General features: G+C 40.5%; 23 protein-coding genes. 4 read left to right on the top strand and 19 right to left on the bottom strand.

Annotation, left to right across the window (positions count from 1 at the left end; all coding sequences use genetic code 11):
- The first annotated feature begins 105 nt into the window (after window positions 1-105).
- The 4 genes from tgt (at window position 106) to secF (ending at window position 4,603) form a co-directional block, all read left to right on the top strand.
- Window positions 106-1,236: a tRNA guanosine(34) transglycosylase Tgt gene (tgt, locus tag AC1M9I_RS09210; RefSeq protein WP_035265598.1), complete on the top strand. Its 1,131-nt coding sequence runs from the start codon at window positions 106-108 to the stop codon at window positions 1,234-1,236.
- A 97-nt stretch (window positions 1,237-1,333) separates the two neighbouring features.
- Complete coding sequence (gene yajC / locus AC1M9I_RS09205; RefSeq protein ID WP_035265599.1) at window positions 1,334-1,663, top strand: preprotein translocase subunit YajC; 330 nt, start codon at window positions 1,334-1,336, stop codon at window positions 1,661-1,663.
- Between the two features lie 53 nt (window positions 1,664-1,716).
- Window positions 1,717-3,618, top strand: a complete 1,902-nt coding sequence (gene secD / locus AC1M9I_RS09200) for a protein translocase subunit SecD (protein ID WP_035265600.1) — start codon at window positions 1,717-1,719, stop codon at window positions 3,616-3,618.
- 7 nt (window positions 3,619-3,625) lie between these two features.
- Window positions 3,626-4,603, top strand: a complete 978-nt coding sequence (gene secF, locus AC1M9I_RS09195; protein WP_179999020.1) for a protein translocase subunit SecF — start codon at window positions 3,626-3,628, stop codon at window positions 4,601-4,603.
- Window positions 4,604-4,641: 38 nt separating this feature from the next.
- Here secF and AC1M9I_RS09190 read toward each other — a convergent pair whose 3' ends face one another.
- The 19 genes from AC1M9I_RS09190 to AC1M9I_RS09100 all read right to left on the bottom strand — a co-directional run bounded on the left by AC1M9I_RS09190 (window position 4,642) and on the right by AC1M9I_RS09100 (window position 24,178).
- Window positions 4,642-5,286: a 4'-phosphopantetheinyl transferase family protein gene (locus tag AC1M9I_RS09190; protein WP_481593521.1), complete on the bottom strand. Its 645-nt coding sequence runs from the start codon at window positions 5,284-5,286 to the stop codon at window positions 4,642-4,644.
- A 98-nt stretch (window positions 5,287-5,384) separates the two neighbouring features.
- Window positions 5,385-6,797: a ribosome biogenesis GTPase Der gene (gene der / locus AC1M9I_RS09185; protein ID WP_035265604.1), complete on the bottom strand. Its 1,413-nt coding sequence runs from the start codon at window positions 6,795-6,797 to the stop codon at window positions 5,385-5,387.
- Between the two features lie 170 nt (window positions 6,798-6,967).
- On the bottom strand, window positions 6,968-8,116 hold the full coding sequence (bamB, locus tag AC1M9I_RS09180) for an outer membrane protein assembly factor BamB (protein WP_481589256.1): 1,149 nt from the start codon (window positions 8,114-8,116) through the stop codon (window positions 6,968-6,970).
- Window positions 8,116-8,817: a YfgM family protein gene (locus AC1M9I_RS09175; RefSeq protein WP_481609056.1), complete on the bottom strand. Its 702-nt coding sequence runs from the start codon at window positions 8,815-8,817 to the stop codon at window positions 8,116-8,118. Before AC1M9I_RS09175 ends, bamB begins: the two co-directional genes overlap by 1 nt.
- Before the next feature lie 29 nt (window positions 8,818-8,846).
- Window positions 8,847-10,142 (bottom strand): histidine--tRNA ligase, encoded by a 1,296-nt coding sequence (hisS, locus tag AC1M9I_RS09170; RefSeq protein ID WP_481609055.1) that lies wholly within the window; start codon window positions 10,140-10,142, stop codon window positions 8,847-8,849.
- Window positions 10,143-10,145: 3 nt separating this feature from the next.
- Entirely contained in the window at window positions 10,146-11,267 is a 1,122-nt protein-coding gene (ispG, locus tag AC1M9I_RS09165) for a flavodoxin-dependent (E)-4-hydroxy-3-methylbut-2-enyl-diphosphate synthase (protein ID WP_092767631.1), read from the bottom strand.
- Between the two features lie 18 nt (window positions 11,268-11,285).
- Window positions 11,286-12,086, bottom strand: a complete 801-nt coding sequence (locus tag AC1M9I_RS09160) for a helix-turn-helix domain-containing protein (protein WP_035265612.1) — start codon at window positions 12,084-12,086, stop codon at window positions 11,286-11,288.
- Window positions 12,077-12,877 (bottom strand): type IV pilus biogenesis/stability protein PilW, encoded by an 801-nt coding sequence (gene pilW, locus AC1M9I_RS09155; RefSeq protein WP_179998933.1) that lies wholly within the window; start codon window positions 12,875-12,877, stop codon window positions 12,077-12,079. The genes AC1M9I_RS09160 and pilW overlap by 10 nt, the downstream gene beginning before the upstream one ends.
- Window positions 12,878-12,933: 56 nt before the next feature.
- Entirely contained in the window at window positions 12,934-14,169 is a 1,236-nt protein-coding gene (gene rlmN, locus AC1M9I_RS09150) for a dual-specificity RNA methyltransferase RlmN (protein ID WP_481590567.1), read from the bottom strand.
- 122 nt (window positions 14,170-14,291) lie between these two features.
- Window positions 14,292-14,723 (bottom strand): nucleoside-diphosphate kinase, encoded by a 432-nt coding sequence (gene ndk / locus AC1M9I_RS09145; RefSeq protein WP_035265623.1) that lies wholly within the window; start codon window positions 14,721-14,723, stop codon window positions 14,292-14,294.
- 109 nt (window positions 14,724-14,832) lie between these two features.
- Window positions 14,833-15,033 (bottom strand): Fe-S cluster assembly protein IscX, encoded by a 201-nt coding sequence (gene iscX, locus AC1M9I_RS09140; RefSeq protein WP_035265625.1) that lies wholly within the window; start codon window positions 15,031-15,033, stop codon window positions 14,833-14,835.
- Between the two features lie 111 nt (window positions 15,034-15,144).
- A complete protein-coding gene (locus AC1M9I_RS09135) occupies window positions 15,145-15,696 on the bottom strand; it encodes a phosphatase PAP2 family protein (protein WP_035265627.1) in 552 nt (183 codons plus the stop codon).
- 19 nt (window positions 15,697-15,715) lie between these two features.
- Window positions 15,716-16,987 (bottom strand): glycosyltransferase family 4 protein, encoded by a 1,272-nt coding sequence (locus AC1M9I_RS09130; RefSeq protein ID WP_481610960.1) that lies wholly within the window; start codon window positions 16,985-16,987, stop codon window positions 15,716-15,718.
- Window positions 16,988-17,142: 155 nt separating this feature from the next.
- The gene (locus AC1M9I_RS09125; RefSeq protein ID WP_481610959.1) at window positions 17,143-18,420 is read right to left on the bottom strand and encodes a glycosyltransferase family 4 protein; all 1,278 of its coding nucleotides are present in this window, start codon (window positions 18,418-18,420) and stop codon (window positions 17,143-17,145) included.
- Between the two features lie 298 nt (window positions 18,421-18,718).
- Complete coding sequence (locus AC1M9I_RS09120) at window positions 18,719-19,528, bottom strand: XAC2610-related protein (protein WP_481610958.1); 810 nt, start codon at window positions 19,526-19,528, stop codon at window positions 18,719-18,721.
- Between the two features lie 400 nt (window positions 19,529-19,928).
- The gene (locus AC1M9I_RS09115) at window positions 19,929-20,708 is read right to left on the bottom strand and encodes a DUF2971 domain-containing protein (RefSeq protein ID WP_481610957.1); all 780 of its coding nucleotides are present in this window, start codon (window positions 20,706-20,708) and stop codon (window positions 19,929-19,931) included.
- Window positions 20,709-20,841: 133 nt separating this feature from the next.
- The gene (gene ilvC / locus AC1M9I_RS09110) at window positions 20,842-21,858 is read right to left on the bottom strand and encodes a ketol-acid reductoisomerase (RefSeq protein ID WP_035265630.1); all 1,017 of its coding nucleotides are present in this window, start codon (window positions 21,856-21,858) and stop codon (window positions 20,842-20,844) included.
- 104 nt (window positions 21,859-21,962) lie between these two features.
- On the bottom strand, window positions 21,963-22,454 hold the full coding sequence (gene ilvN, locus AC1M9I_RS09105; RefSeq protein ID WP_035265631.1) for an acetolactate synthase small subunit: 492 nt from the start codon (window positions 22,452-22,454) through the stop codon (window positions 21,963-21,965).
- Entirely contained in the window at window positions 22,451-24,178 is a 1,728-nt protein-coding gene (locus tag AC1M9I_RS09100; RefSeq protein ID WP_035265632.1) for an acetolactate synthase 3 large subunit, read from the bottom strand. The genes ilvN and AC1M9I_RS09100 overlap by 4 nt, the downstream gene beginning before the upstream one ends.
- Between the last annotated feature and the right edge of the window lie 144 nt (window positions 24,179-24,322).

The raw sequence follows: 24,322 nt of genomic DNA, 5'->3' as shown, positions 1-24,322 counted from the left end.
AGAATAATGTAATTTTTCTAGCATAAACTGCGCGAATCTAGGAAAATAGAGCGCTTTATCGCTATCAATCAGCGAACTGTTTTTTCGCCTCGATTTGGACAATTTATGAAGTTTGAAAAATTAGGTCAGTCTGGTCGTGCTCGACGCGGACGCTTAACCTTGGAACACGGTGTCGTTGAAACACCGATGTTTATGCCTGTCGGAACTTACGGTACCGTCAAAGGCATGCTCCCACGTGATATTGAAGAAATTAAATCACAGGTCATTTTAGGGAATACCTTTCATTTATATCTACGCCCTGGTCTAGATGTCATTCGTGAGCACGGTGGTCTACATGGTTTTATGAAATGGAATAAACCAATTTTGACCGACTCTGGTGGCTTCCAAGTATTTAGCTTAGGCGCAATGCGTAGTATCAAAGAAGACGGCGTAACATTCCGCTCTCCAATTGATGGCTCTAAAGTCTTCCTTTCTCCTGAAATTTCGATGGATATTCAACATACATTGAATTCAGATATCGTGATGATTTTTGATGAATGTACACCCTATCCAGCGACTCACGAAGAAGCTCAGAAATCGCTACAACTTTCATTGCGTTGGGCAAAGCGTTGTAAGACTCAACATCATGATGTGTTAAAAAACCGCAATGCTCTGTTTGGTATTATTCAAGGCGGCATGTATGAAGACCTCCGCCAAGAATCACTAAATGGATTAAAAGAAATCGGTTTTGATGGTTATGCGATTGGCGGTCTTTCTGTAGGCGAGCCAAAAGAAGAGATGATCAAAGTCCTTGATTATCTTCCAGAGCAAATGCCTGCGGATAAACCACGTTATTTAATGGGTGTTGGCAAACCAGAAGACATCGTTGAAGCTGTTCGTCGTGGTGTAGACATGTTTGACTGTGTAATGCCAACTCGTAACGCACGTAATGGACATTATTTTGTTACGGACGGTTTAGTGCGTATACGAAATGCGAAATACCGCCATGATCAAAGCCCACTTGATCCGCATTGCGATTGTTACACCTGTACCAACTTTACCCGTTCGTATCTATACCATTTAGAAAAATGTGGTGAGATGCTTGCATCAATGCTTGGCACAATTCATAACCTTCGTTATTACTTGCGTTTAGCAGAAATGATGCGTGATGCATTAGATAACGGAACATTTGATGATTTTGTTCACGATTTTTATGCACGCCGTGGGCTTGAAGTACCCCCTTGTCCGCAAGATTAATACATCAGTATTTGCGCTGAGCAAAAAGACAATGTAAATTGCTGAACAAGCCGATTTTTTATCATCTTTTTTGATATTTTTAGTTTAGGAAAATGAAATGAGCCTTTTTATTTCGACTGCACACGCAGCTGGTGAAGCTGCACAACAACCAAGCTTAGTTGCTAACTTATTGATGATTGCAGTATTCATTGCAATTTTCTACTTCTTAATTTGGCGTCCTCAAGCAAAACGTGCGAAAGAACATCGCACTTTGGTTGAGAGCTTAGGCGTTGGCAGCGAAATCGTTTTTGCAGGCGGTTTAATGGGCCGTATTACTAAACTCGAAGGTGATTTCGCTGTGGTTGAATTAAACCGTGGCAACGAAGTTAAAATTCAGCGTGCAAGCGTGATTTCAGTATTACCTGAAGGCACACTAAATAACCTTTAATTATAAAATAGTCGTGCAGCTGCACGACTTTTTTCATTTTAAGAAGAAAGCGAATGCGTTACCCAGCATGGAAATATTTACTCATTCTAGTTGTACTAGTCGTGAGTACATTATATGCCCTGCCAAGTTTGTATCCTGATGAACCAGCTGTCCAAATTTCTGGTGCAAAAGCTGGTTCTGTCATTGATGACACAGTGATTCAAAAAGCAGAGCAACTATTAAAAAGCAACAATATCCAGTCCCACAATAACAGCTTTACTCAAAATGCTGCCCTTCTACGTTTAGACAGTTCTGAAGCCCAATTAAAAGCAAAAGATATCCTACGTGAAGGTCTGGGTGAAAACTATGTTGTTGCATTAAACCTCGCACCAACAACACCTGAATGGTTACAGAAAATCGGTGCACGACCAATGAAACTTGGTCTTGATTTGCGTGGTGGTGTCCACTTCCTCCTTGAGGTGGATATGGACAAAGCGATTGCGCAGCGTATGGAAACTTCGGCTGCTGATTTGCGACGCGAATTCCGTGAGAACAAGATCAAATTCAATAGTCTTTCATTGAATAACAATGCGATCACTGTTCAATTTGCTAACAATGAAGATCGTGCAGCAGCGATGGATCAACTTCGTCGTAACGGCAATAAATATACTCAACAAGCACTTGCAACTGAAAATGGTGCCAGTCTTCGTTTAACCTATACAGACACCACGAAGCAAGAAATTCAGTCATATGCGTTAGATCAAAACTTAACAACACTTCGCAATCGTATTAATGAACTTGGTGTTGCAGAAGCATTGGTTCAAACCCAAGGTAGCAACCGTATTGTGGTTGAATTACCAGGTGTCCAAGACACCGCTGAAGCAAAACGTATCTTAGGTCGTACAGCAAACTTAGAATTCCGTTTGGTATCTGATCTAAATGATCAATATATTGATCCTTATTCAGGGAAATATAATGGTCAACCCTTACCTCCAGGGACAGAAGTATTCGCCTATGAGTCTTTAGACAGTGGTCGTGAACTTTTACTTAACCGTAATCGTATTCTGACGGGTGAGCGTGTACAAAATGCTTCTTCAGGCTTTGGACAAGATAGTGGTACAGCAGAAGTTAACATTACCCTTGATAATGCAGGTGGTAAGTTAATGTCAGATGCGACTCGTAGCGCTGTTGGTAAGCGTATGGCGGTACTGTTCATTGAGAATAAACAACGTATCAGTTACGTTGAAGATCCTGAAACAGGTGCACAAACTGAAGTACGCACACCATATACTGAATCTGTCGTCATTAATGCAGCAAATATTCAAGCAGTACTGGGTTCACAGTTCCGTATTACTGGTTTAGATTCACCTCAAGAAGCAGCTGAGCTAGCTTTAATGCTTCGTGCAGGTGCGCTCGCTGCGCCAATGTACTTTGTTGAAGAGCGTGTTATCGGTCCAAGCTTAGGTCAAGAAAACATCGATAAGGGTGTACTATCCACTCAAATTGGATTTATCCTAGTCGCAATTTGGATGGTGGTATTCTTCCGCTTATTCGGTGTCATTGCGAACTTCGCTCTAGTATTCAACTTAGCCATGATCTTGACGGTTATGTCTTGGATCGGTGCTTCATTAACGCTGCCAGGTATTGCAGGTATCGTTATTACCATCGGTATGGCGGTGGATGCAAACGTTCTAATTTGCGAGCGAATACGCGAGGAAATCAAATGGGGAGCATCGCCTAAACAGGCGATTGTTGCAGGTTATGATCGAGCTTATAACACCATCTTTGACTCGAACTTAACCACATTCCTTGTTGCATTTATCCTCTTTGCCATTGGTACTGGTCCGATCAAAGGATTTGCCGTGACACTCATGATTGGTATTGTTTGCTCGATGTTTACTGCGATTACAGTAACCCGTGCAATTGTACAGATCATTTACGGTAAAAAACGTAACTTGAAAAAGTTGAGCATTTAGGAGATCTATCATGACTGAAAATACTCAACTCGAATCAAAACAATACGGCCGTCCAGACAACGAACGCGTAATTCCTTTCATGAAGATTGCAAAGCCAGCAGCTTGGCTTTCAATCATCCTGACTATTGCAAGTATCTTCTTTATCGCGACTAAAGGTCTGAATTTAGGATTAGACTTTACTGGCGGTGTTGCAGCTGAATTGAATTATGCCAATCCTGTAAAACCCTCTGAAGTGACGCAAGCATTAAGTGATGCGGGTTTTAATGATGCTGTTGTTCAAACCTTAGGTTCTGAACGAGATTTAATGGTTCGTATGCCCGTACAAGAAGATATTGAAGCGGAAGATCTAACCAAAGCAATTACCACCGCAGTTCAATTAGACAATAATACCGTGACTGTACCTAAGGTAGATGTTGTTGGTGGTCAAGTCGGAAACGAACTTTACATTAAATCAGCAGGTGCTGTGGCTTTGGCTCTGATTATCATGCTGATTTATGTGACGATTCGCTTCGAATTCAAGTTGGCAATGGGTGCAGTTCTATCGCTATTTCACGATATTATCGTGACTCTTGGTATTTTTGCATTGATGCAGTGGCCATTTGACCTAACCGTTCTAGCTGCTCTTCTAGCGATTATTGGTTTCTCATTAAACGATAATATTGTTGTCTCGGATCGTATTCGTGAGAACTTCCGTAAAATTCGTGGGGCAGAACCTCTTGAGATCATCAATATTGCATTGACTGAAACCTTACGTCGTACCATCCACACTTCGATGACGCTATTGCTTGTGGTCGTTGCTATGATGATCATGGGCGGCGATGGTTTGAAATGGTTCTCGATTGCAATGTTTGTCGGTGTTTTTGTCGGAACATATTCTTCGATTTATATCGGTACTGCATTTGCATTGTGGCGTGGTCTGAACCGCCAAGACTTTATTGTTCAAGTAAAACCTGAATTTGAAGAGGAAGAAGAAATTCCTCAATAAACATTCAATACAAAAAGCCCATCAAATGATGGGCTTTTTTAATGTTGAGTGATTTGAATTTGAGGAATTGCAAAACCACGGCAAGAGTATTCACTTCGCCATGCGACTGTCAGCATACAATCCATGATTTCAAAATTCTGATAAGCAAATACCCCTAAGACTGGATGCTCACAAACCCCACCCATGTGTGTGGTATGGGCATTGGTATTCAACTCATTTAAGCTCATGCGGATTCCCATCCCATGTGCCTTCAAAATTGCTTCCTTAATGGTCCAGACCTTAAACCAATAGCGAGAATCAAACTCCAATTCTGCCCATATCGCATATTCCAGTGGATGAAATGCATGTTTGGCTAAGGCTTCGAATCGAATTGATCGATTCAGCTCCTCAATATCCACACCCAAATCTCGAATATGATGTGATGTAACTAAAGCATAATAATTTTGACTATGACTATGGTTAAACTCAAAGTTTGAGATTTTTTTCAAAAAAGGTTTTCCATCTTTCGTTTGGTCAATATCCTCATTTTTTATTGTTTTATTTAATTTACTTCCTAGTAAGCAGTTACGATATTGGTGAATCATGTTTTTTCTAAGACTGATTTCTTCAGTACGTGTTAGATTTTCAGGAACTTGAAAAAAAGAAGAAATTTTAGAAATATCAATTTGAATATGACGGGTCATAATAACGTTCTCAGTGATTCCATTTATCTTAATTTATTCGCATGATAAAAAAAGCCCAAACTTCACATTTGGGCTTTCTGGACTAAATTTACAATTGATTAACCGCGTTTGAACTTCTTCTCGGCTTTCTTAAACTTCTGTACATAACGACGTTTACGTGCCGCAGTACGCTCGTCAATTTGAGATTTACGACCTTCAAATGGGTTTTCTGAAGTTTTAAATTCAATTTTTACAGGTGTACCCTCTAGTTTATACACTTTACGGAACACGTTTTCTAAGTAACGACGATAGTCAGCTGGGGTTTTGTCAACTTTATTACCGTGAATCACAATCGTAGGCGGGTTTTGACCGCCAATATGCGCATAACGCATTTTAATTGCACGACCTTGAACTTTAGGTGGATGATGCGCATCTGTTGCATCTTTTAAGATCTCAGTGATTTTCGCTGGAGATACTTTCAAACGTGATGATTCATATGCACGATGGATTGAAGGATAAAGCTCACCCACACCTGTACCATGCAAAGCAGAAATTAAATGGATTTTCGCCCATGGAATAAAGTCAAAACGACGCTCGACATCCAACTTACATTGTTTGCGATCATATTCTGACATATTGTCCCATTTATTGATCGCAATCACCATCGCACGACCAGCTTCAATCGCATATCCAATCAAATGCAAGTCTTGCTCAACAATACCTTCACGCGCATCAACAACAACAACAACAACGTTGGCATCTTTCATTGCTTGTAAAGTCTTTACGATTGAGAATTTCTCAATCATTTCATCCACTTTGCCTTTACGACGAACACCAGCAGTGTCAATGAGCGTATATTTTCGACCATCACGCTCAAATGGGATGTAAATTGAGTCACGTGTAGTACCAGGCTGGTCAAAAGCAACGACACGTTCTTCACCTAACAGGCGATTAACTAATGTTGACTTACCTACGTTCGGACGACCGATAATCGCTAGACGGAGCCCAGTATCTTCATCACGCTGTTCACTTAGGTCATCTTCTGGTACATCTTCAAGTACTTCTTCGAGCATTTGTTGAACACCACGCCCATGGCTTGCAGCCACTTGCATCGGTTCACCCATACCCAACTTAAAGAACTCAACCAATGCTGCCTCTGCATGAACACCATCAACTTTGTTGGCAACTAAAAATACTTTTTTACCGAGTGTACGTAACTCACGCGCAATCTGTTCATCAGAAGCTAGAAGACCTGCACGCGCATCGACAACAAAGATAATCATATCTGCTTCATGAATCGCAGTTTTAGACTGCTCTGCCATGTAAGAGTCGATCCCACCTTCGTTTTCACCGATACCGCCAGTATCTACAACGATAAATGATTTATTTTGGTAAACTGCATCACCATATTTACGGTCACGAGTAAGACCGGCAAAGTCTGCAACAAGCGCGTCACGACTTTTGGTAATCTGGTTAAACAGCGTTGATTTTCCGACGTTCGGACGACCAATGAGCGCAATAACGGGTTTCATAGATTAACCTTTAACAAGATCAGCCAACTCAATTGGCCTGAGCATCAGAAACTGTGGAAGAAGTTAGACGAATCATCTACTTAAAAATAAAAATGTCGGGGTCTGAAAATTCAACACCCCGAACTTAAAATATGTATTCAGCGACTAGTTTACCATAAGCAGAGAAAAAATTAACGATTCTGCCAAATTGTAAGTGCGCCTGTACGTGTCACTGAGTAAAGCTGATTGTTCACTACACGCAACGAACGTACTTCACCACGCGTTTTTTCGCGACCAACAAGTTGACCATTTTTAGGATCTACAAGGTGGAGTACCCCCTCATAATCACCTACCACTAAATACTGACCCAACATTACGGGGTTGCTTAATTGACGGTTAAGCAATTGATCATTAGTCCATAACGGCTGACCCGTCACCAGATCAAACGATACAATTTTACCATCTGTTTGCGTGACGAAGACTTGGCGACCTGCAACTTCAGCACGGTTAATACTGCTTGCATCTTCACTCCAAATCACACGTTGCGAAACTAGATCTAGTACAGTGACTTGGCCTTGATAGCTAGTGGTTACAACCAATTGTCCTGCAACGATTGGATCTGCATCCACATCAACTAAACGCTGTATATCAGAACGACCATCGCTGACTGCCACACGTCTTTGCATACGCAAAGTTCCAGTGAGACTATCAATTGCGTACACGTATGCATTTGACGAGGCCACTAACACTGTTCGTGGGTCTAAGCGCACAGGTGAAGCTTGACCGCGTAAGCTCAATTGTTCGTTTGGCATACGATAGGTCCACACTTGTTGACCTGTTTTTTCATCCAGACCAAACACCGTACCGTCATTTGCAACAACGATCACTCGACCAGTCTGAATAAGCGCCGCACTCAAAATTGCACCACTTAATTGCGCAGTCCAACGGATATCACCCGTTTTTTGATCGAGAGCAAACAGTTGACCTTTCTTGTTGCCGACGATCACTAACCCATTGGCCGCTTCAACACCTGAACTTAAACCAAGCTTGGTAACTTGTTTTTCCCAGACACGCTGCTTACCTTGATATGCAGAAACCTGTCCCTTAGGATCTAAAAAGTATAAAACACCTTGATCATTCGCCATTCTCAAACGCAATGGATCAGCAGTATCCGTCGCTGAAACATTATGTGAAAAAATAGGTGCTAAGCTCACCGATTGCTGAATTTTAGGCAACGGATTAGGTTTCACCTTTTCTTCTTTCACCGTATTGCTTGTACACGCCATTAGTGCACACGACAATGTCGCTAGAACAAAAGAAATTTTATACTTTCTATCCATTAAGACTCATCCGTTTGTATATCTAAAATTGGGCGCTCAATTTCAGGATCATCTACTAATATGCCAACACTTTCGAGTTTAATTTGTAAGATTTGGCGTTCTTGTTTAGTTGCAATTAAGTTATCCCATGCGCTCTGATAAGCTTTTTTCGCATTTTCAATATCATTCTTAGCAATATAAATATCGCCACGTGCTTCATCTACAGTTGTTTTGAAAGCGGGCAAATTTAACCCAGACAGTGTTTTTAAAGCCTCATCATATTTTTTTTGTGCCAGTTGAGCATCTGCTAAACGAAGCTTAATGATGTGTTGTAAACCTTCATCTTTGATTTGAGCATTTTCAATTTTTTTCAATTCACGTTCAGCTTTAGCATAATTCTCTTGCTCATAAGCCAATTTTGCCATTACAAATTGCGTTTGAACCGCATGAATCGAATCAGGATTTTCTTTTACAATTTTTTCAGCAGTTCCATCCAAAGCAGTCGCTACTTTAGGATCAGTTGTTGCAGCTTTCGCTTCATCAACTAAGAGCTGTACTTTAGCAGTCTGTATTTGATCTTCTGCTACGTTTTTCTTCTTCCAATATTCCCATCCGAAAAAGGCGATCAGGGCAAGAAGAATCAGCGTAATCAACGCCGATCCATATTTCTTAAAAAACGACTTTGCTGTATGCAGTTGTTCTTCGTCAGTCATTGCGCTCATATGATCGCCCTTTCCTTATGTTCTTAAATTTATTTTGAAGATAGTTTATCAATGATGAACGGCACAATGTCATTGACCGCTACTTGTGTCTGCTCTGCTGTAGCCAACTCTTTGACTGAAAGTTGTTGCGCCTCAGCTTCACGCTCACCAAAGATTAAGGCATAAATTGCACCGGACTGATCCGCTTTTTTCATTTGACTTTTCATCGAGCCTTGAGAGCCAACTTTCAGACGCACTGAACTGCTTGCAGCTTCAAGTTGATCTCGAATTTGCTCAGCCAAAACTAAAGCTTTACCTTGCGTCGCAGGATCTGCAAGTAAAAATACTTCACAATCACGTACTGGTGTATTGTCTTCTACTTGTTCTAAAAGAAGCAATAAACGCTCAATACCCATTGCAAAACCAACCGCAGGAACCGATTGATCTGGTTTACCTTTTAACTGGCCCACTAAACCATCATAACGACCACCAGCACAAACCGTACCCTGTGAACCGAGATGTGTCGTCGTCCATTCAAATACAGTTTTATTATAGTAATCCAAGCCACGAACCAACTTTTGGTTAATGACAAATGAAATACCTGCATCAGTTAGATATTGCTGTAATTGTTGGAAATGTGCCAGCGTCTCCTCACCCATAAAGTCATGAAGTTTAGGCGCATTTTCTAAAATGCTTTGAGTTTTTGCATCTTTAGAGTCCAAAATACGCAGTGGATTCGTCGTTAAACGACGTTGCGAATCTTCATCTAAATCTGACTTATGTGATTCTAAAAACTCAACTAAGGCTGCACGATAAGCTGCACGCTCATCTGACTCACCTAAAGTATTAAGCTCTAATTGAACTTTGTCCGCAACACCCATCCGTTTCCACAGACGCGCAGTCATCAAAATCAGTTCAGCATCTTGATCAGGAGTTGCAACACCAAACGTTTCCACACCAAATTGATGAAATTGACGGTAACGACCTTTTTGCGGTTTTTCATAACGGAACATCGGTCCAATATACCAAACACGCGGTGTCGCACCACGAAGCAAATTATGTTCGAGCATAGCACGTACACAACCCGCAGTACCTTCAGGACGTAAAGTCAAAGACTCAGGAGGATTACCTTTATCTAAGAACGTATACATCTCTTTTTCAACGATATCCGTTGCATCACCAATAGAACGCTTGAACAAGTTTGTCTGTTCAACCATCGGCAAACGAATTTGTTGATAGCCATAGGCATCCATCAAACCAGACAGATGCTGTTCAAGACGTCTCCAAGCTGGGGTTTGCGTTGGGAGAATGTCATTAAAACCTTTGATTGCGACGATTGAACTCATGATCTACTCAGAAAAACCTGTGCGAATAATCTCTTTTGATTTAGCTTTTTCAAGCTCGTTAACACGTTGACGAACCATATTTTCGATTTCGTCAACCAATTGATTTGTGTCAATTAAATGACTCTTTTCACCATTACGATACACCAGTGAACGTGGACTTGCACCCACTACGCCAATATCAGCTTCTTTAGCTTCACCAGGACCGTTGACTTTACACCCGATGACAGAAACATCCATTGGAGTGCGTACATCTTCCAAACGCTCTTCAAGCATTTGCATCACTTTGATGACATTAAATTCTTGACGTGAACAACTTGGGCAAGCAATAAAGTTAATACCATTTGAACGTAAGCCCAAAGATTTAAGAATATCAAAACCAATTTTGATTTCTTCCTCAGGTTCCGCTGCTAATGAAATTCGCATGGTGTCGCCAATGCCTTCCATTAACAATCCGCCCAGTGCAATTGCCGACTTCACCGAACCAGTACGGTAAATTCCAGCTTCAGTCACTCCTAAATGTAACGGGTTGTCAATTTGTTGTGACAACAAGCGATAAGCATCCATCGTCAAAAAGACATTCGATGCTTTCACTGACACTTTAAACTCTTGGAAATCCAAACGATCTAAAATATCAATATGACGCATTGCTGACTCAAGCAAAGCTTGACCTGTTGGCTCACCATATTTCTTTTGAATATCTTTTTCGAGAGAGCCTGCATTGACACCAATTCGCATTGAAATATCGTTGTGACGAGCAGCAGCAACCACTTCGCGAATTTTTGCTTCTGAACCGATATTCCCTGGGTTGATACGCAGACAATCTGCACCCAAATCTGCAACAGCCAAAGCAATTTTATAGTCAAAATGGATATCGGCAACGAGTGGAACTTGCACTTGTTTACGGATTTCTCCAAAAGCAGCAGCGGCTTCCATACTCGGTACAGACACACGCATAATATCTGCGCCAGCATCCACACAACGTTGAATTTGTGCAACTGTTGCAGCTACATCACAAGTTTCAGTATTGGTCATGCTTTGAATACTGATTGGCGCATCGCCCCCCACATACACAGAACCTACGCGAATTTTACGTGTTGGTTTGCGTCGAATCGGATTCTCGATCATCGTTTTACCTTTAACCCATTAACGTGATAAACGGAATTCAGCTTTTCCGTTTACGGTATATGGTGACAATGAAATATTTTCATTATTTAAACTTAATGAAACGGCTTGAGCATCATCTAATCGAATTTGGAATGGAGACTGTCCATTCAAACTAATCGCAGTTGATTGGCGTCCAGTTGCTAAAACTTTACCCGTACTGTCCACAATGTGTACTGATGTAGGGCGGCTAAAACTGAGATTCATCGTATCGCCTGATACTGCTTCAGTTGTGCCTGTACCATTGTTTAAGGTCAGAATTTGGACATTGTTGGATTGATTCGTATCAGTATTTGACGAATCGCCTTTAGCCGCCCATTTTTGGATTGCGGAGATTAATAGCCAAGCCACGCCCAAAATAATTAACGCAATCACGATGCGTTTAATCCACTTGCGGTTACGTACACTTTTCGAGCCAGGAAGTTTCCCCATAATTTTAATTGGAGAATTGTTCAAAGCATGATTTGGCAGTAAACCTGTATCATTTTGATAGATTTCATCAAAACGTTGAATCAAAGCAGAGGCATCAACTTTGAGATACTTCGCATACGAACGATAGTATCCCTTAATGAAAGTCGCTTCTGGCAAAGATTTGTATTCGTCTTGCTCTAACGCTTCAAGCGTTTTTACTGGCATTTTCAAATCACCAGCAACTTTGACCAGATCACGTTGTTGAGAAATACGGATTTGACGCAAATACTCGCCAGGGCGTTGAATATTTCCTAAAGCATTAGGTGCTACGTTTGAACCAGTAGGTTGCTGTGAATTAGGATTTACTTCCATACGGCCTCAGTATTGAACTGTAATTGCAAATAACGTTGAAATTCTTGACTATTTGGAAATAAAGTACGCAACTGATTCACCAGCACATACATTCCCGTTCTATCACCATTGGCACGTGCGATACGTAAACCAATCCAGAGTGCTCGCGCACCTTGATTTTGCTGGCCAACTTTGAGTACAAATTGCTCATATAGCTGACGCGCGGCAATATTATTCTTTTGCAGATAAAATATCTCTGCTAACTCTATCATTGAAACAGTCGAGTCACGATTGACTTGCAGTGCTTGTTTGAACGTTTTTTCAGCATTCGGTATATCCCCTAGAATGAGATAAATCCGTCCAAGGTTTTCTAATGCACGATGACGTTGGTCATATCCAAGCGTTGCGCCTGCAATTGAAAGCTGTTTAACAGCATCATTATATCGTTTCACTTGATACAAATACGTACCATAGTTGTTACGTGCTTGCGCATTTTTAGGATCAATTGATATCGCACGAGAAAAATAATGATCTGCACGTTGCATGTTGATGTCACTTCCTTCTTGCTGAAGCAACACCCCCATCATCATATTTGCAGTTGAATCGCGCGAATTAACCTCTAATGCCTGATCAAGCACACGTTTGGCAGCATCTAAATTCCCATTCCGAATATATTCAGCCGCCATTTGGGTACGAACTTTCACTGATTTCTCAGGATCCTTTTTGCTCGTATCGCCACTGGTAGTTTGGCATCCAAAGAAAAGCAATCCAGATAAAGCGACTGTCATCGTCATGACTATTTTTTTATACATCGGCTTGCTCAAATGATGCCTCCCTCTTTTTAATCATTCACATCTAAATGATACAACTAGCCTTGTGAACGCATAATTTCATTACGTTCTAGCACTTTTTTCTTCCATTGTTCTGCACGACGAGTACGATCAGCCACTTGACCAACCAATTGACCACAAGCTGCGTCAATATCATCCCCACGTGTCTGACGAATCGTACACACAAAACCAGCATCAGACAAAGTTTTTTGGAAAGAAATGATGCGATTTCGGCTCGAACGCCCGTATGGTGCATGTGGGAATGGATTAAATGGAATCAAGTTAATTTTACTTGGTAAATTTTTTAACAACTTAATCATCTGCTGTGCATGTTCAGGATGATCGTTGACCCCGTCTAACATGACATATTCAATTGTGACATGCTTACGTGCACTTTCATTACCATCTTTAGTGACGTAACGCTGACACGCTGCAATGAGTTGTTCTAACGGATATTTTTTATTAATCGGCACTAATTCGTTACGTAACTCATCATTGGTTGCATGCAATGAAATTGCAAGCGCAACATCAATGTCTTGAGCCAATTGATCTATCTTCGGTACAACCCCTGACGTTGACAATGTGACACGGCGTTTAGACATTCCATAGGCGAAATCATCAAGCATGATACGCATTGAGTTAAGCACAGCATCATAGTTCAACAATGGTTCGCCCATACCCATCATTACCACGTTGGTCACAGAGCGCTCACGCTCAGCAACTGGCACATCTTCCATATAGGAATAGTTCGCCATCCACAACTGACCAACAATTTCAGCCTGTGTTAAATCGCGCTGGAAACCTTGTTTTCCTGTTGAACAGAACGAACAGTCCAAAGCACAACCGACTTGTGATGAAATACATAAGGTTTTACGCGAACCTGTTTTATCCTCAGCAGGAATCAGTACTGTTTCAACCAAAGAACCCGCACCATCACCTACACGGAACACCCACTTACGTGTTCCATCTTTAGAATAGTTTTTATGCACGACTTCTGGTGCTTTAATTTCACAAATCTTTTCAAGTTTTTCACGTAATTTCCCTGAAATATTAGTCATTTCAGCAAAATCAGTAACGAAGAACTGATGAATCCATTTCATCACCTGACCCGCACGGAACTTTTTCTCCCCCATATCCTCAAAGAATTTTTCCATTTGCGGACGTGACAGGCCAAGTAAATTCACTTTCTGTACAGTATCAGCCTGCTGTACTTGAACAGTAGTGGGCTGTTGTTCATCTAAATTGACGGATGAAGCGACAACTTCAGAATTCATGAGTATTACCTAAACCATAATGTGGGATAAAAGAACATGCTCAATTTTCAAGCAATAAAATCTTTCAGAAATAAAAAAACCAGATAAGCAGTATAGCACTTATCTGGTTTGAATACTGCGAATTAACGAGTACGTGGAGCGATCTCAGTTTGAGCGAAGAAGTAGTTAACTTCACGATCAGCAGATGCTACAGAGTCAGAACCGTGAGCAGCATTTTCGTCGATGCTTACAGCGAAGTCAGCGCGGATTGTACCTGGAGCAGCTTCTTTAGGGTTAGTAGCGCCAAGGATGTCACGGTGAGCAAGAACTGCGTTTTCACCTTCAAGAACTGATACAACAACTGGACCAGAAGTCATGAACGCAACGAGGTCAGCAAAGAAACCACGTTCTTTGTGCTCAGCATAGAAGCCTTCAGCTTCAGCTTGAGTTAAATGTTTCATTTTAGTCGCAACGATTTTAAGACCAGCTTTTTCGAAACGAGCAAAAATGTCACCGATGTGGTTTTTAGCAACTGCATCTGGTTTAACGATAGATAAAGTACGTTCAATAGCCATGATTGGCTCCTTTAGTCAAATTGACATGAAAATTTTGGCGCATTATACCGAATAATGCGCGATTATCTGCTTTTCGCGTGTAAAAAAATGGTTTTTTTCGATCGATGAATTATCGAGCTTCGTCAATCCAAGCCATTTGAATTGCTTCTAACAATCCTTCTGTTGATTTGTTTGGATCATCTTCGAACTCTGGAAGCGCACAAACCCATGCATGAAGATCAGTAAAACGGATCCATTGTGGATCTACATCTGGATGGGCTTCATACAGTTCAATTGCGATATCAAGGGTGTCTGTCCAACGTAAACCCATACTTATTCCTAAATCATCTTTGGTGAATTCATGGCTTAATTTTAGCAAAAAGCAAATCAAGACGTACAATTATATTGCTTTTGTACGCCTTATCATGCAATCAACTTACCCTCACAATATGATATTCAATGCTGGAGCAGCTAAGATAATACCACTCGCAACCGTCGCCCCAATTAAGGCTCCAACTAAAACATCAGTTGGGTAATGCAATCCCAATACCATGCGCGACAACGCAACCAAAATGGTAAATGGCATCATCATCACCAGCAAGACAGGCTCTACATAACCCAATACGATTGTTGCCATTACTGCATGCAATGTATGACCAGAAGGAAAACTAAAATGATCTAGTGGTCTTTCGCCAATATGAATAACTTGGTGAACTTGGTATGGTCGTGGACGTACTGTTTTTGTTTTTAAAATTTTATAAATCAGCGTACCTAACGAAGCAGCTACAACAATATATAAAATTTGAATAGTGTATTGCGGTCCTTGCAGTAGCCACACCAACGCCACCATCATGTACCAAAAAACGCCATCTCCGAGCCGACTAATAATTTTAAATATGAGCGCAATACTTTGTGTATGCGATAGATTATTGAAATAGAGACATCCTCTTAGATCAAGATCGAGTATTTTTATTTTGGTATTTTTAAAATTCATTTCACTCTACTCCTATCGTTCAGGCCGTGAGCGTTTTCTGCTGCACGACACGATAAAATGCATGTTCGAGTTGTTGAACTGGATGTTGCCATCCGACTTGTTGTACTTTTTTCATTGCTTGCATCCCCATTGCATGCAAGCGTTTGTTCTGGGGCAGATTAACAATATATTGAACCAAGGTTGCAGGCTCACCCAAAGGTGCTAACCATGCTGTTTCCGCATCTAAATACTGCTTAGCACAAGCATAATCATAAGCAACCACAGGCAACGCACTCGCCATCGCTTCAAGCACGACATTGCCAAAAGTCTCTACTTGACTGGCAAAAACAAATACATCTGCGCTTGCAAATGATTCAGCAAGATTTGTACCACTTAAGCTTCCAGTAAAGATGATATCGGTATGTTTGCTTTGACGAACCAAACGCGAATAATCGGGCCCATCCCCCACGATGACCAACTTAAATCTGCGCGTTGTTTGTGTTTTAAGTTTTAAATAGGCATCAATTAACACCTGAATTTCTTTTTCAGGTGAAACACGACCAACATAAAGCAGGACAGTTGTATTCTCACAAGCATCCCATTGTCGTCTGAGTTGCACACTTCGAAAAGTAGGTGAAAACTTTTCAACATCCACCCCAGTCTTAATCACTTCAACTTGACATGTAACACCAAAGTTACGTATCGCATCAGCCGAGTCCTGACTTGGTACACAGGTCAATTGCGTATTGTTATGAAACCATTTGAGATAGTGCTGAATCGGCTTGACCATAAATGCAAGATCATAAAAACGACTAAAGTCATGAAAAGCAGAATGAAAACCACTACTCACAGGAATCTTTTTGTTTTTTGAGAGCTGAAGTACCGCTAAACCTAATGGTCCTTCCGTCACGATATGCACCAAATCTGGTTGATATTCATCAAAAGCTTTAGCCACTTTGCCATACTGTGGCCAGCCAAATTGCATATGGGCATATTTCGGAATGGTTTGACCATTCACCAAACACTCACGGTTCGGAGAAAATTCCGAACATATTTGTTTTTGTGAAGGTCGTACCAATAGAATTTTGTGACCAAGCTTCTGTAGACCTTTGCAAATCTGTAGTAAAGACAATGAAACACCATTCAGTTCTGGCGGCCATGTCTCCGTAACGACAGCTATTTTTAATCTAGATCGCCCCAATTGCTCAAGCACCGATACATCCCGATCGGAGTTTTGATTTTTAAATTTTAGCCTCTGGTGATCATATTGCGTTGTCGATCTAGGCAATACAGTGTCCATGATTCCCATCATCACACCTCTTTTGTATTTTTTTCATACTTTTACTTTAGAGATGGATCATTTCATTATGATGATGATTTCATTAAATACTTGTCATAATTAGAATAGATGACTGATTCACCGACCACCCTCAAACACGCGACAAGAATCTACGAATTCAAGATAACTTAGTGAAATAAAGTACGATGCACAGCAAAAAATAACGCTTGCTCAAAATCAATAACAGGTTTCAACCATCCTGTTGCAGCAACTGCAAGATGCGCTTTCTCACCCATTATTTTTAAATCGGGTTGATTCAATGTTGCTGTCATTGCTCGTTCGAACATATCTAGATCACCGAGAGGGATCAGCCATCCCGTTTCATTGTGCACAACATGCAGTTTGGCACATGCATAATCATAAGCCACCACCGGCAAGCCACTTGCCAATGCTTCAAGCGCGACATTTCCAAAGGTTTCAACTTGACTTGGAAAGATAAACACATCTGCACTGGCATATGCACAAGCCAAGTCTTCGCCAGTCAAACTTCCCATAAAAATAATATCGGGATGATGACCCGCAAGGGCTTCAAGCCTTACTCGATCTGGCCCATCTCCGACAATGACCAATTTAGTATAATGCTCAACCTCACCTTTCTTTTTCAAAAAAGTCCGAATAATCTGGTCTACTTCTTTTTCAGGTGACAACCGACCAACGGAAATCAGCACTCGTGTATGCTCATTTGCAGTCCATTGCTCTCTGAGCAACTCCGACCTTTTATTCGGATTAAATAATTGGGTATCAACACCTCTCCCCACCACCCTTAACTCGCCGCTTACTCCCATTTGTTTTAAAGCATGCTGTGTATCTAAACTTGGCACACAAGTCACGTCTGTCTTATTGTGAAACCATGTTAAATATTTTGAGATAGGTTTAACGAGAAAAGGAAACTCAAAGTATCGACTAAACTCTTGAAAGGCAGAGTGAAAACCACTTGAAACAGGAATATTCTGAGACTTAGCTACCATTAGACTCGCAAATCCCAATGGTCCCTCTGTCACAATATGCACAACATCTGGCTGAAATACTTCAACCGCTTTTGAGATTTTAGAAAACTGTGGCCAACCGAACTGTAAGGTGGGATATTTCGGAATCGCCTGAGCATGCACCCAACACTCCATATCAGGTTTAAACCGTTTACATTTCACTTTGGGTTGAGGACGTATCAACAAAATTTGATGACCTCGCTTCTGCAAACCCAGACATAAATTCATCAGTGAGTTTGCAACACCATTAATCTCTGGTGACCATGTCTCAGTCACAATGGCAATTTTTAATTGAGGATGTCGTTTAGGCTGATCAACATCAGGAAGAAGAATAAAATCCTCAAATGACGTATTTTTTTTAATGTCCAATAATTCAAATAATTTTTTTTGTTGTGTTACTTGTAAATTTAGGAGTGCCATCATCACACCTTTTATTCATGCTATGCCTAAAATTTATAAGAACATAATGTCAATATGATGATGGTTTCATGACAGCCTTGTCATAAGGCTCATTCAGATTTTCACATTTTTAAGGCTCTTTCTCTTGAACACGATCTACATCGCTGCCTAGCTCATTCGCTTGCTCTTGACCAGAGTTAACTGGTGGTTCTTCAATCCGTTTTTCCAAGTTTTCTCCTTGAAGTGCTACAGAGGATTCTGATGATGTCCGTTCTGCTAATTGTTTAGTTTCTTGTTCAGCATTAACTGCAACTGGTTTCTAAATGCCTTCAACAATTACATAAACCTGTCCATTAGAAAAATCGATGTGCTGTTTATCACCATGTAATAGTGGAAATCCAACGATTTGCTCATAATGCTCTGCACGGTTAAATTTTTGTTGAACAGAATCATAAATCCAGTAAATAAAACGACGATCTTGAAGCGTTTTATCCTCTGACAGATCAGAGAGCACTACATCATAGTAACCATCAAAATTCACATCCATATAACCAATACTATTGGGAAACGCTTGAAAGCCTTCAAGTATTTGCATGCTTTTTTGATTGGCTTTGTCAAACACCTCGATACGTGTCATAAATCGTTTGAAAGGATGGTTAGCTTTAGATATGCCATAGAAATTAAAACTCACATCAGGCATATTTTTTACTTTAAAAGCAGGCTCGAATTTCTTTATTCGAATCACACCCGCATGATTGACCAATGTAGATTTAAATACATTCGTTTTATAGTTAAGCTGTCCTTTCAACTCTTGAATTGCATTTGAATCATCACTCGGTTGTTCTGCTTTAAAAAGAACTTGATCGCCTTTTTGCTCCCCTTTTAATTGGATAGTGACGTTGTCTTTGAAGGAAGTAAGCGTTGCATTTGGATGAAGCACATCCATATAAAGACTCAAAAAATATTCGTTGTCTGTTGACCTCAATAACCGCTGCATTGATATGCGAACATTATCTAAGACAAGCTCAGCATCACTATTTGGCGTTTTTTGCTCAATATCAGTTGTTTGTTGCGCCCATCCACAGATTGGCAAGATCGCCAATAAGTAACATACAAACGTTAATTTCATTCCCAACCTCAATCCTTGAGTTATTAAGTGTTCTTGTTAGATACTGATTATTGTGTTTAGCTAAGCCTCTGTCGACTGCAACTTAATCTACCTGTCATTGAGTTACTTTTTAATGACTATTTTTATCATGCCTGTCGTCTTTTTTTTCAATGCATTACAAAAAGACAAGTCTCAAAATTCAAAGTTCCTAAAATATCGGTGACTTATTATCAATATCCTGAGGTTATGAAAATTATTAAAATTAGTTTTGGATTTAATCAGTAAATGGCCTAAATAGGGTTTAGCAATATACAAATAATTTCACCAAATAAGATATGAACCTTCACTTTATATTTAGCTTTTGGGAGATATAAAAAAGGATAGAATTTAAAAATAAGAAATAGACAACTAAAATTAAGAATTAATCCAAACTAATTATTCGGCTTTGCAAAGCCCAAGTTTCTAAGTTCACACTTACACCCTTTAATGGTATTTGTCTTAGCTGACAAATCATTTTTAACTGTTCAATCCTCTCAACTTTATGATCTATGATTGGTTTGATTTTGTCTTGCTTTCTACGTTGATCAATATAAGCATTTTTTCCAACATACACTTCCACAATGGATTCTGCAGGCAATTGCAATGTATAAATTGGTCGTGTTTCCAGTTGAACTCTTCTCCAAATCTGATTATCGATTATCGCTTCAGTAAGCTTAGAAGAATGATATCCAAACTCAACAGAACTTAAATTTTTTACAATTCGGATTTCTTCCTCGTAAGCCCATTCTTGCATCTTGTATAGCAAAGCATGCTTCAATAAATCCTCCTTAGTACGCCAATTCAAGTTTTCAGAATCTCCCACAATCATTAGGTCATCAATATTGGCTTTTAAAACTCCTTTTGGAACAGTCTTTAAATATCTAAGCTCTCCTTTGGTTGAAGGTATAATAAATTTATTATCATCATCAAAACCTGCTTTTTTTGTATCTACACCAATAACTATTCCTCTATGACTATCACCATAATGTGCCCACATTAATGGATTAAGGGCAGATCTTGTTAAGCTCAAGACCGCATATTTTCTTGAGAAATTAATTCTAAATGCATTAATAGCAACTGACACTGGAACATCTAAATTATAAAAACCAAATCCTGTACATTCAAATGGGTCATTCAAATCTTCTAGATTTGAAAACCCCAAGCTATTTGTCTCTAATATTTTTTAAACCCGCCTCAAAACCCACATACTTATATAAAATCATTATTCTTATCCCACAAAAAAACCCCGCTTTCGCAGGGTTTTTTATAGCATAAAAATCAGCTAGATAAGAAAATTAGTTCTTTTCTTTGTCTACGATTTTGTTTGCTTGAATCCAAGGCATCATCGCACGCAATTTAGCACCAGTGACTTCGATACCGTGAGCAGCGTTTTGACGACGACGAGCAGTCATAGATGGGTAGTTCAACGCACCTTCTTGGATGAACATCTTCGCATATTCACCAGATTGAATACGTTTAAGCGCATTACGCATCGCTTCACGAGACTGTTCATTGATTACTTCAACGCCAGTTACATATTCACCGTACTCAGCATTGTTAGATACAGAGTAGTTCATGTCCGCGATACCGCCTTCGAACATTAAGTCAACGATCAATTTAAGTTCGTGTAGACATTCGAAGTAAGCCATTTCTGGCGCATAACCAGCTTCAACAAGAGTTTCGAAGCCCATTTTAACCAATTCAACAGCACCACCACAAAGAACTGCTTGCTCACCGAAAAGGTCAGTTTCAGTTTCTTCACGGAAAGAAGTTTCGATAATACCTGTACGACCGCCACCAACACCTGAAGCGTAAGAAAGCGCAAGATTACGTGCATTACCAGAAGCATCTTGGTGAATCGCGATAAGATCAGGAACACCTGAACCACGTTGATATTCAGAACGTACAGTGTGACCAGGTGCTTTTGGAGCAACCATGATTACGTCTAAGTCAGCACGTGGAACAACTTGGTTATAAAGAACAGAGAAACCATGAGCAAATGCAAGAGTAGCACCTTGCTTGATGTTTGGCTCAATTACATCACGGTAAAGTTGAGCTTGGAATTCATCTGGAGTCAAGATCATTACTACGTCAGCTTGAGCTACAGCAGCAGGAACTTCAGCAACTTTAAGACCAGAATTTTCAGCTTTTTTCCAAGAAGCAGAACCAGCACGTAAACCAACAGTTACGTCAACGCCAGAATCTTTAAGGTTAAGCGCGTGAGCGTGACCTTGTGAACCGTAACCAATGATTGCTACTTTCTTAGATTGGATGATAGATAAGTCGCAGTCTTTATCATAAAAAATTTGCATTGCTGTCTCCGCTAAAATGCTTTGGCTTCCGTTTGATTAGCGAATGTTAATGTGGTTCGCCAACCCCCTCCTCTCGGAGGAGGGAAGAATTTGTTAATAAAAAATTAGATTGTTAAAACTTTTTCGCCACGTGCGATACCAGACACACCTGAACGCACAACTTCAAGAATGGTATTTTCTGCCAACGCATCAATAAAACCATCAATTTTCTCAGTTGTACCCGCGATTTGAATCGTGTAAGTCGTTGGTGTTACATCCACGATTTGTCCGCGGAAGATATCTGCTGTGCGTTTAATTTCAGCACGCGCAGACCCCAATGCTTTTACTTTGATTAACATCAATTCACGTTCAATGTGTGAACCTTCAGAAAGGTCAACCACCTTAACCACTTCAACAAGTTTGTTGAGTTGTTTTGTGATTTGCTCAATCTTGTGATCATCACCATAAGTCGTCAATGTCAAACGAGACATTGTTGGGTCTTCTGTTGGCGCAACGTTCAAAGTTTCAATGTTATAGCCACGTTGTGAGAACAAACCCACTAAACGTGAAAGCGCGCCAGATTCGTTCTCAATGAGAACAGAGATGATATGTCTCATGCTGTGCGCTCCCCTTTAGATAACCACATATCTGTCATAGATTGACCCGCGATTAACATCGGATAAACATGCTCAGTACGGTCAACCATCACGTTGATGAATACACATTTATCATTAATCGCCATTGCTTCTGCAAGCTTCGATTCAAGCTCATCGGCATGATCAATTTGAATACCTACATGTCCGTAAGCTTCCATCAACTTCGCAAAGTCAGGCAATGACTCAACATATGAACTTGAGTGACGACCTTCATAATTCATATCTTGCCATTGTTTCACCATACCTAAAGCACGGTTGTTTAAGCACAAGATTTTAACATTTAGGCCATATTGCTTACATGTTGAAAGCTCTTGGATACACATCTGAATGGATGCTTCACCTGTAATACAAACAACTTGTTGGTCAGGGAATGCAAGCTTAGCCGCCATCGCATATGGAAGACCAACACCCATCGTGCCTAAGCCACCTGAGTTAATCCATTGACGTGGACGTGTGTATTTGTAATACAACGCACCAAACATCTGATGTTGACCAACGTCAGAAGTGATGATTGCTTGGCTGTTCGTTACTTTATCTAAAGCTTGAACAACTTGTTGAGGTTTCATCGTACCGTCAGTTGGTTTTTCATATTTCAAACCATGAACCTGACGCCACTCATTGATTTGTTTCCACCAATCCGCAATAGCTTCAGGGTTCGGCTTAGAAATATTCAGCTGTTTTAATTGCGCTAACATTTCTTGAAGAACTGGCTCTACCGCACCCACGATTGGGATATGCGCCATGATTGTTTTTGAAATCGTCGCAGGATCGATATCAATGTGAATCACTTTCGCATTTGGACAGAATTTTGCAGGATTATTGGTTACACGGTCATCGAAACGCGCACCAACACATAGAATCACATCAGCGTGACCCATGGTCATGTTCGCTTCATATGTCCCATGCATACCCAACATACCAATAAATTGAGGATCATTACCAGGGAATGCACCTAGCCCCATCAATGTATTGGTTACTGGATAACCCAATAGATGTGCTAATTCAGTCAATAAATGTGATGCATTGCCTTGAACAACACCACCGCCCGTATAAATAATAGGACGTTTAGCATTGATCAATTCATCAATAGCTTTGCGGATCTGACCAGTATGACCACGATGTGGCGGCTGGTAAGAGCGCATTTTTACTTTTTCAGGATATTCGTATGCAAATTTTTCAGCAGGGTTTGTTGCATCTTTTGGAATATCAACAACCACAGGACCTGGACGACCTGATGATGCGATATAGAAAGCTTTTTTAATAACCGCTGGAATTTCACTCGCATGACGCACTTGGAAACTGTGTTTCACGATTGGACGAGAAATACCAACCATATCCGTTTCTTGGAATGCATCTTCACCAATCAAATGGCTTGCAACCTGACCAGACAAAATCACCATTGGGATTGAGTCCATGTAAGCTGTCGCGATTGGTGTCACAGTGTTAGTCGCACCTGGACCCGAGGTCACCAGTACAACACCTGTCTTACCTGTTACGCGCGAGTATGCATCTGCCATATGACCAGCAGCTTGCTCATGACGCACGAGGTAATGATTAATTTTGTCTTGTTTGAATAGCGCGTCGTAAATGTGTAAAACTGCGCCGCCTGGATATCCAAAAACATGTTCAACGCCTTCGTCCGCCAATGCGCGAACAAGCATTTCACCACCAGATAAAAGTTCCAACGTATTCACCCTAATCTTATTTCCACGACGGTTATGGGAGACATAAGTCGTGTTTCATTCATTCGTTTGTATGCACTGTTATAGCACACATATTTCATCGTTTTTGCTGCAATAATAAAATTTTTCGATCACAACCGTTTGAGT

It is taken from the genome of Acinetobacter sp. ANC_7553 (assembly GCF_056779895.1).
Note: the sequence above shows the minus strand (reverse complement) of the source record. Positions and strands in the feature narration are given on the sequence as shown.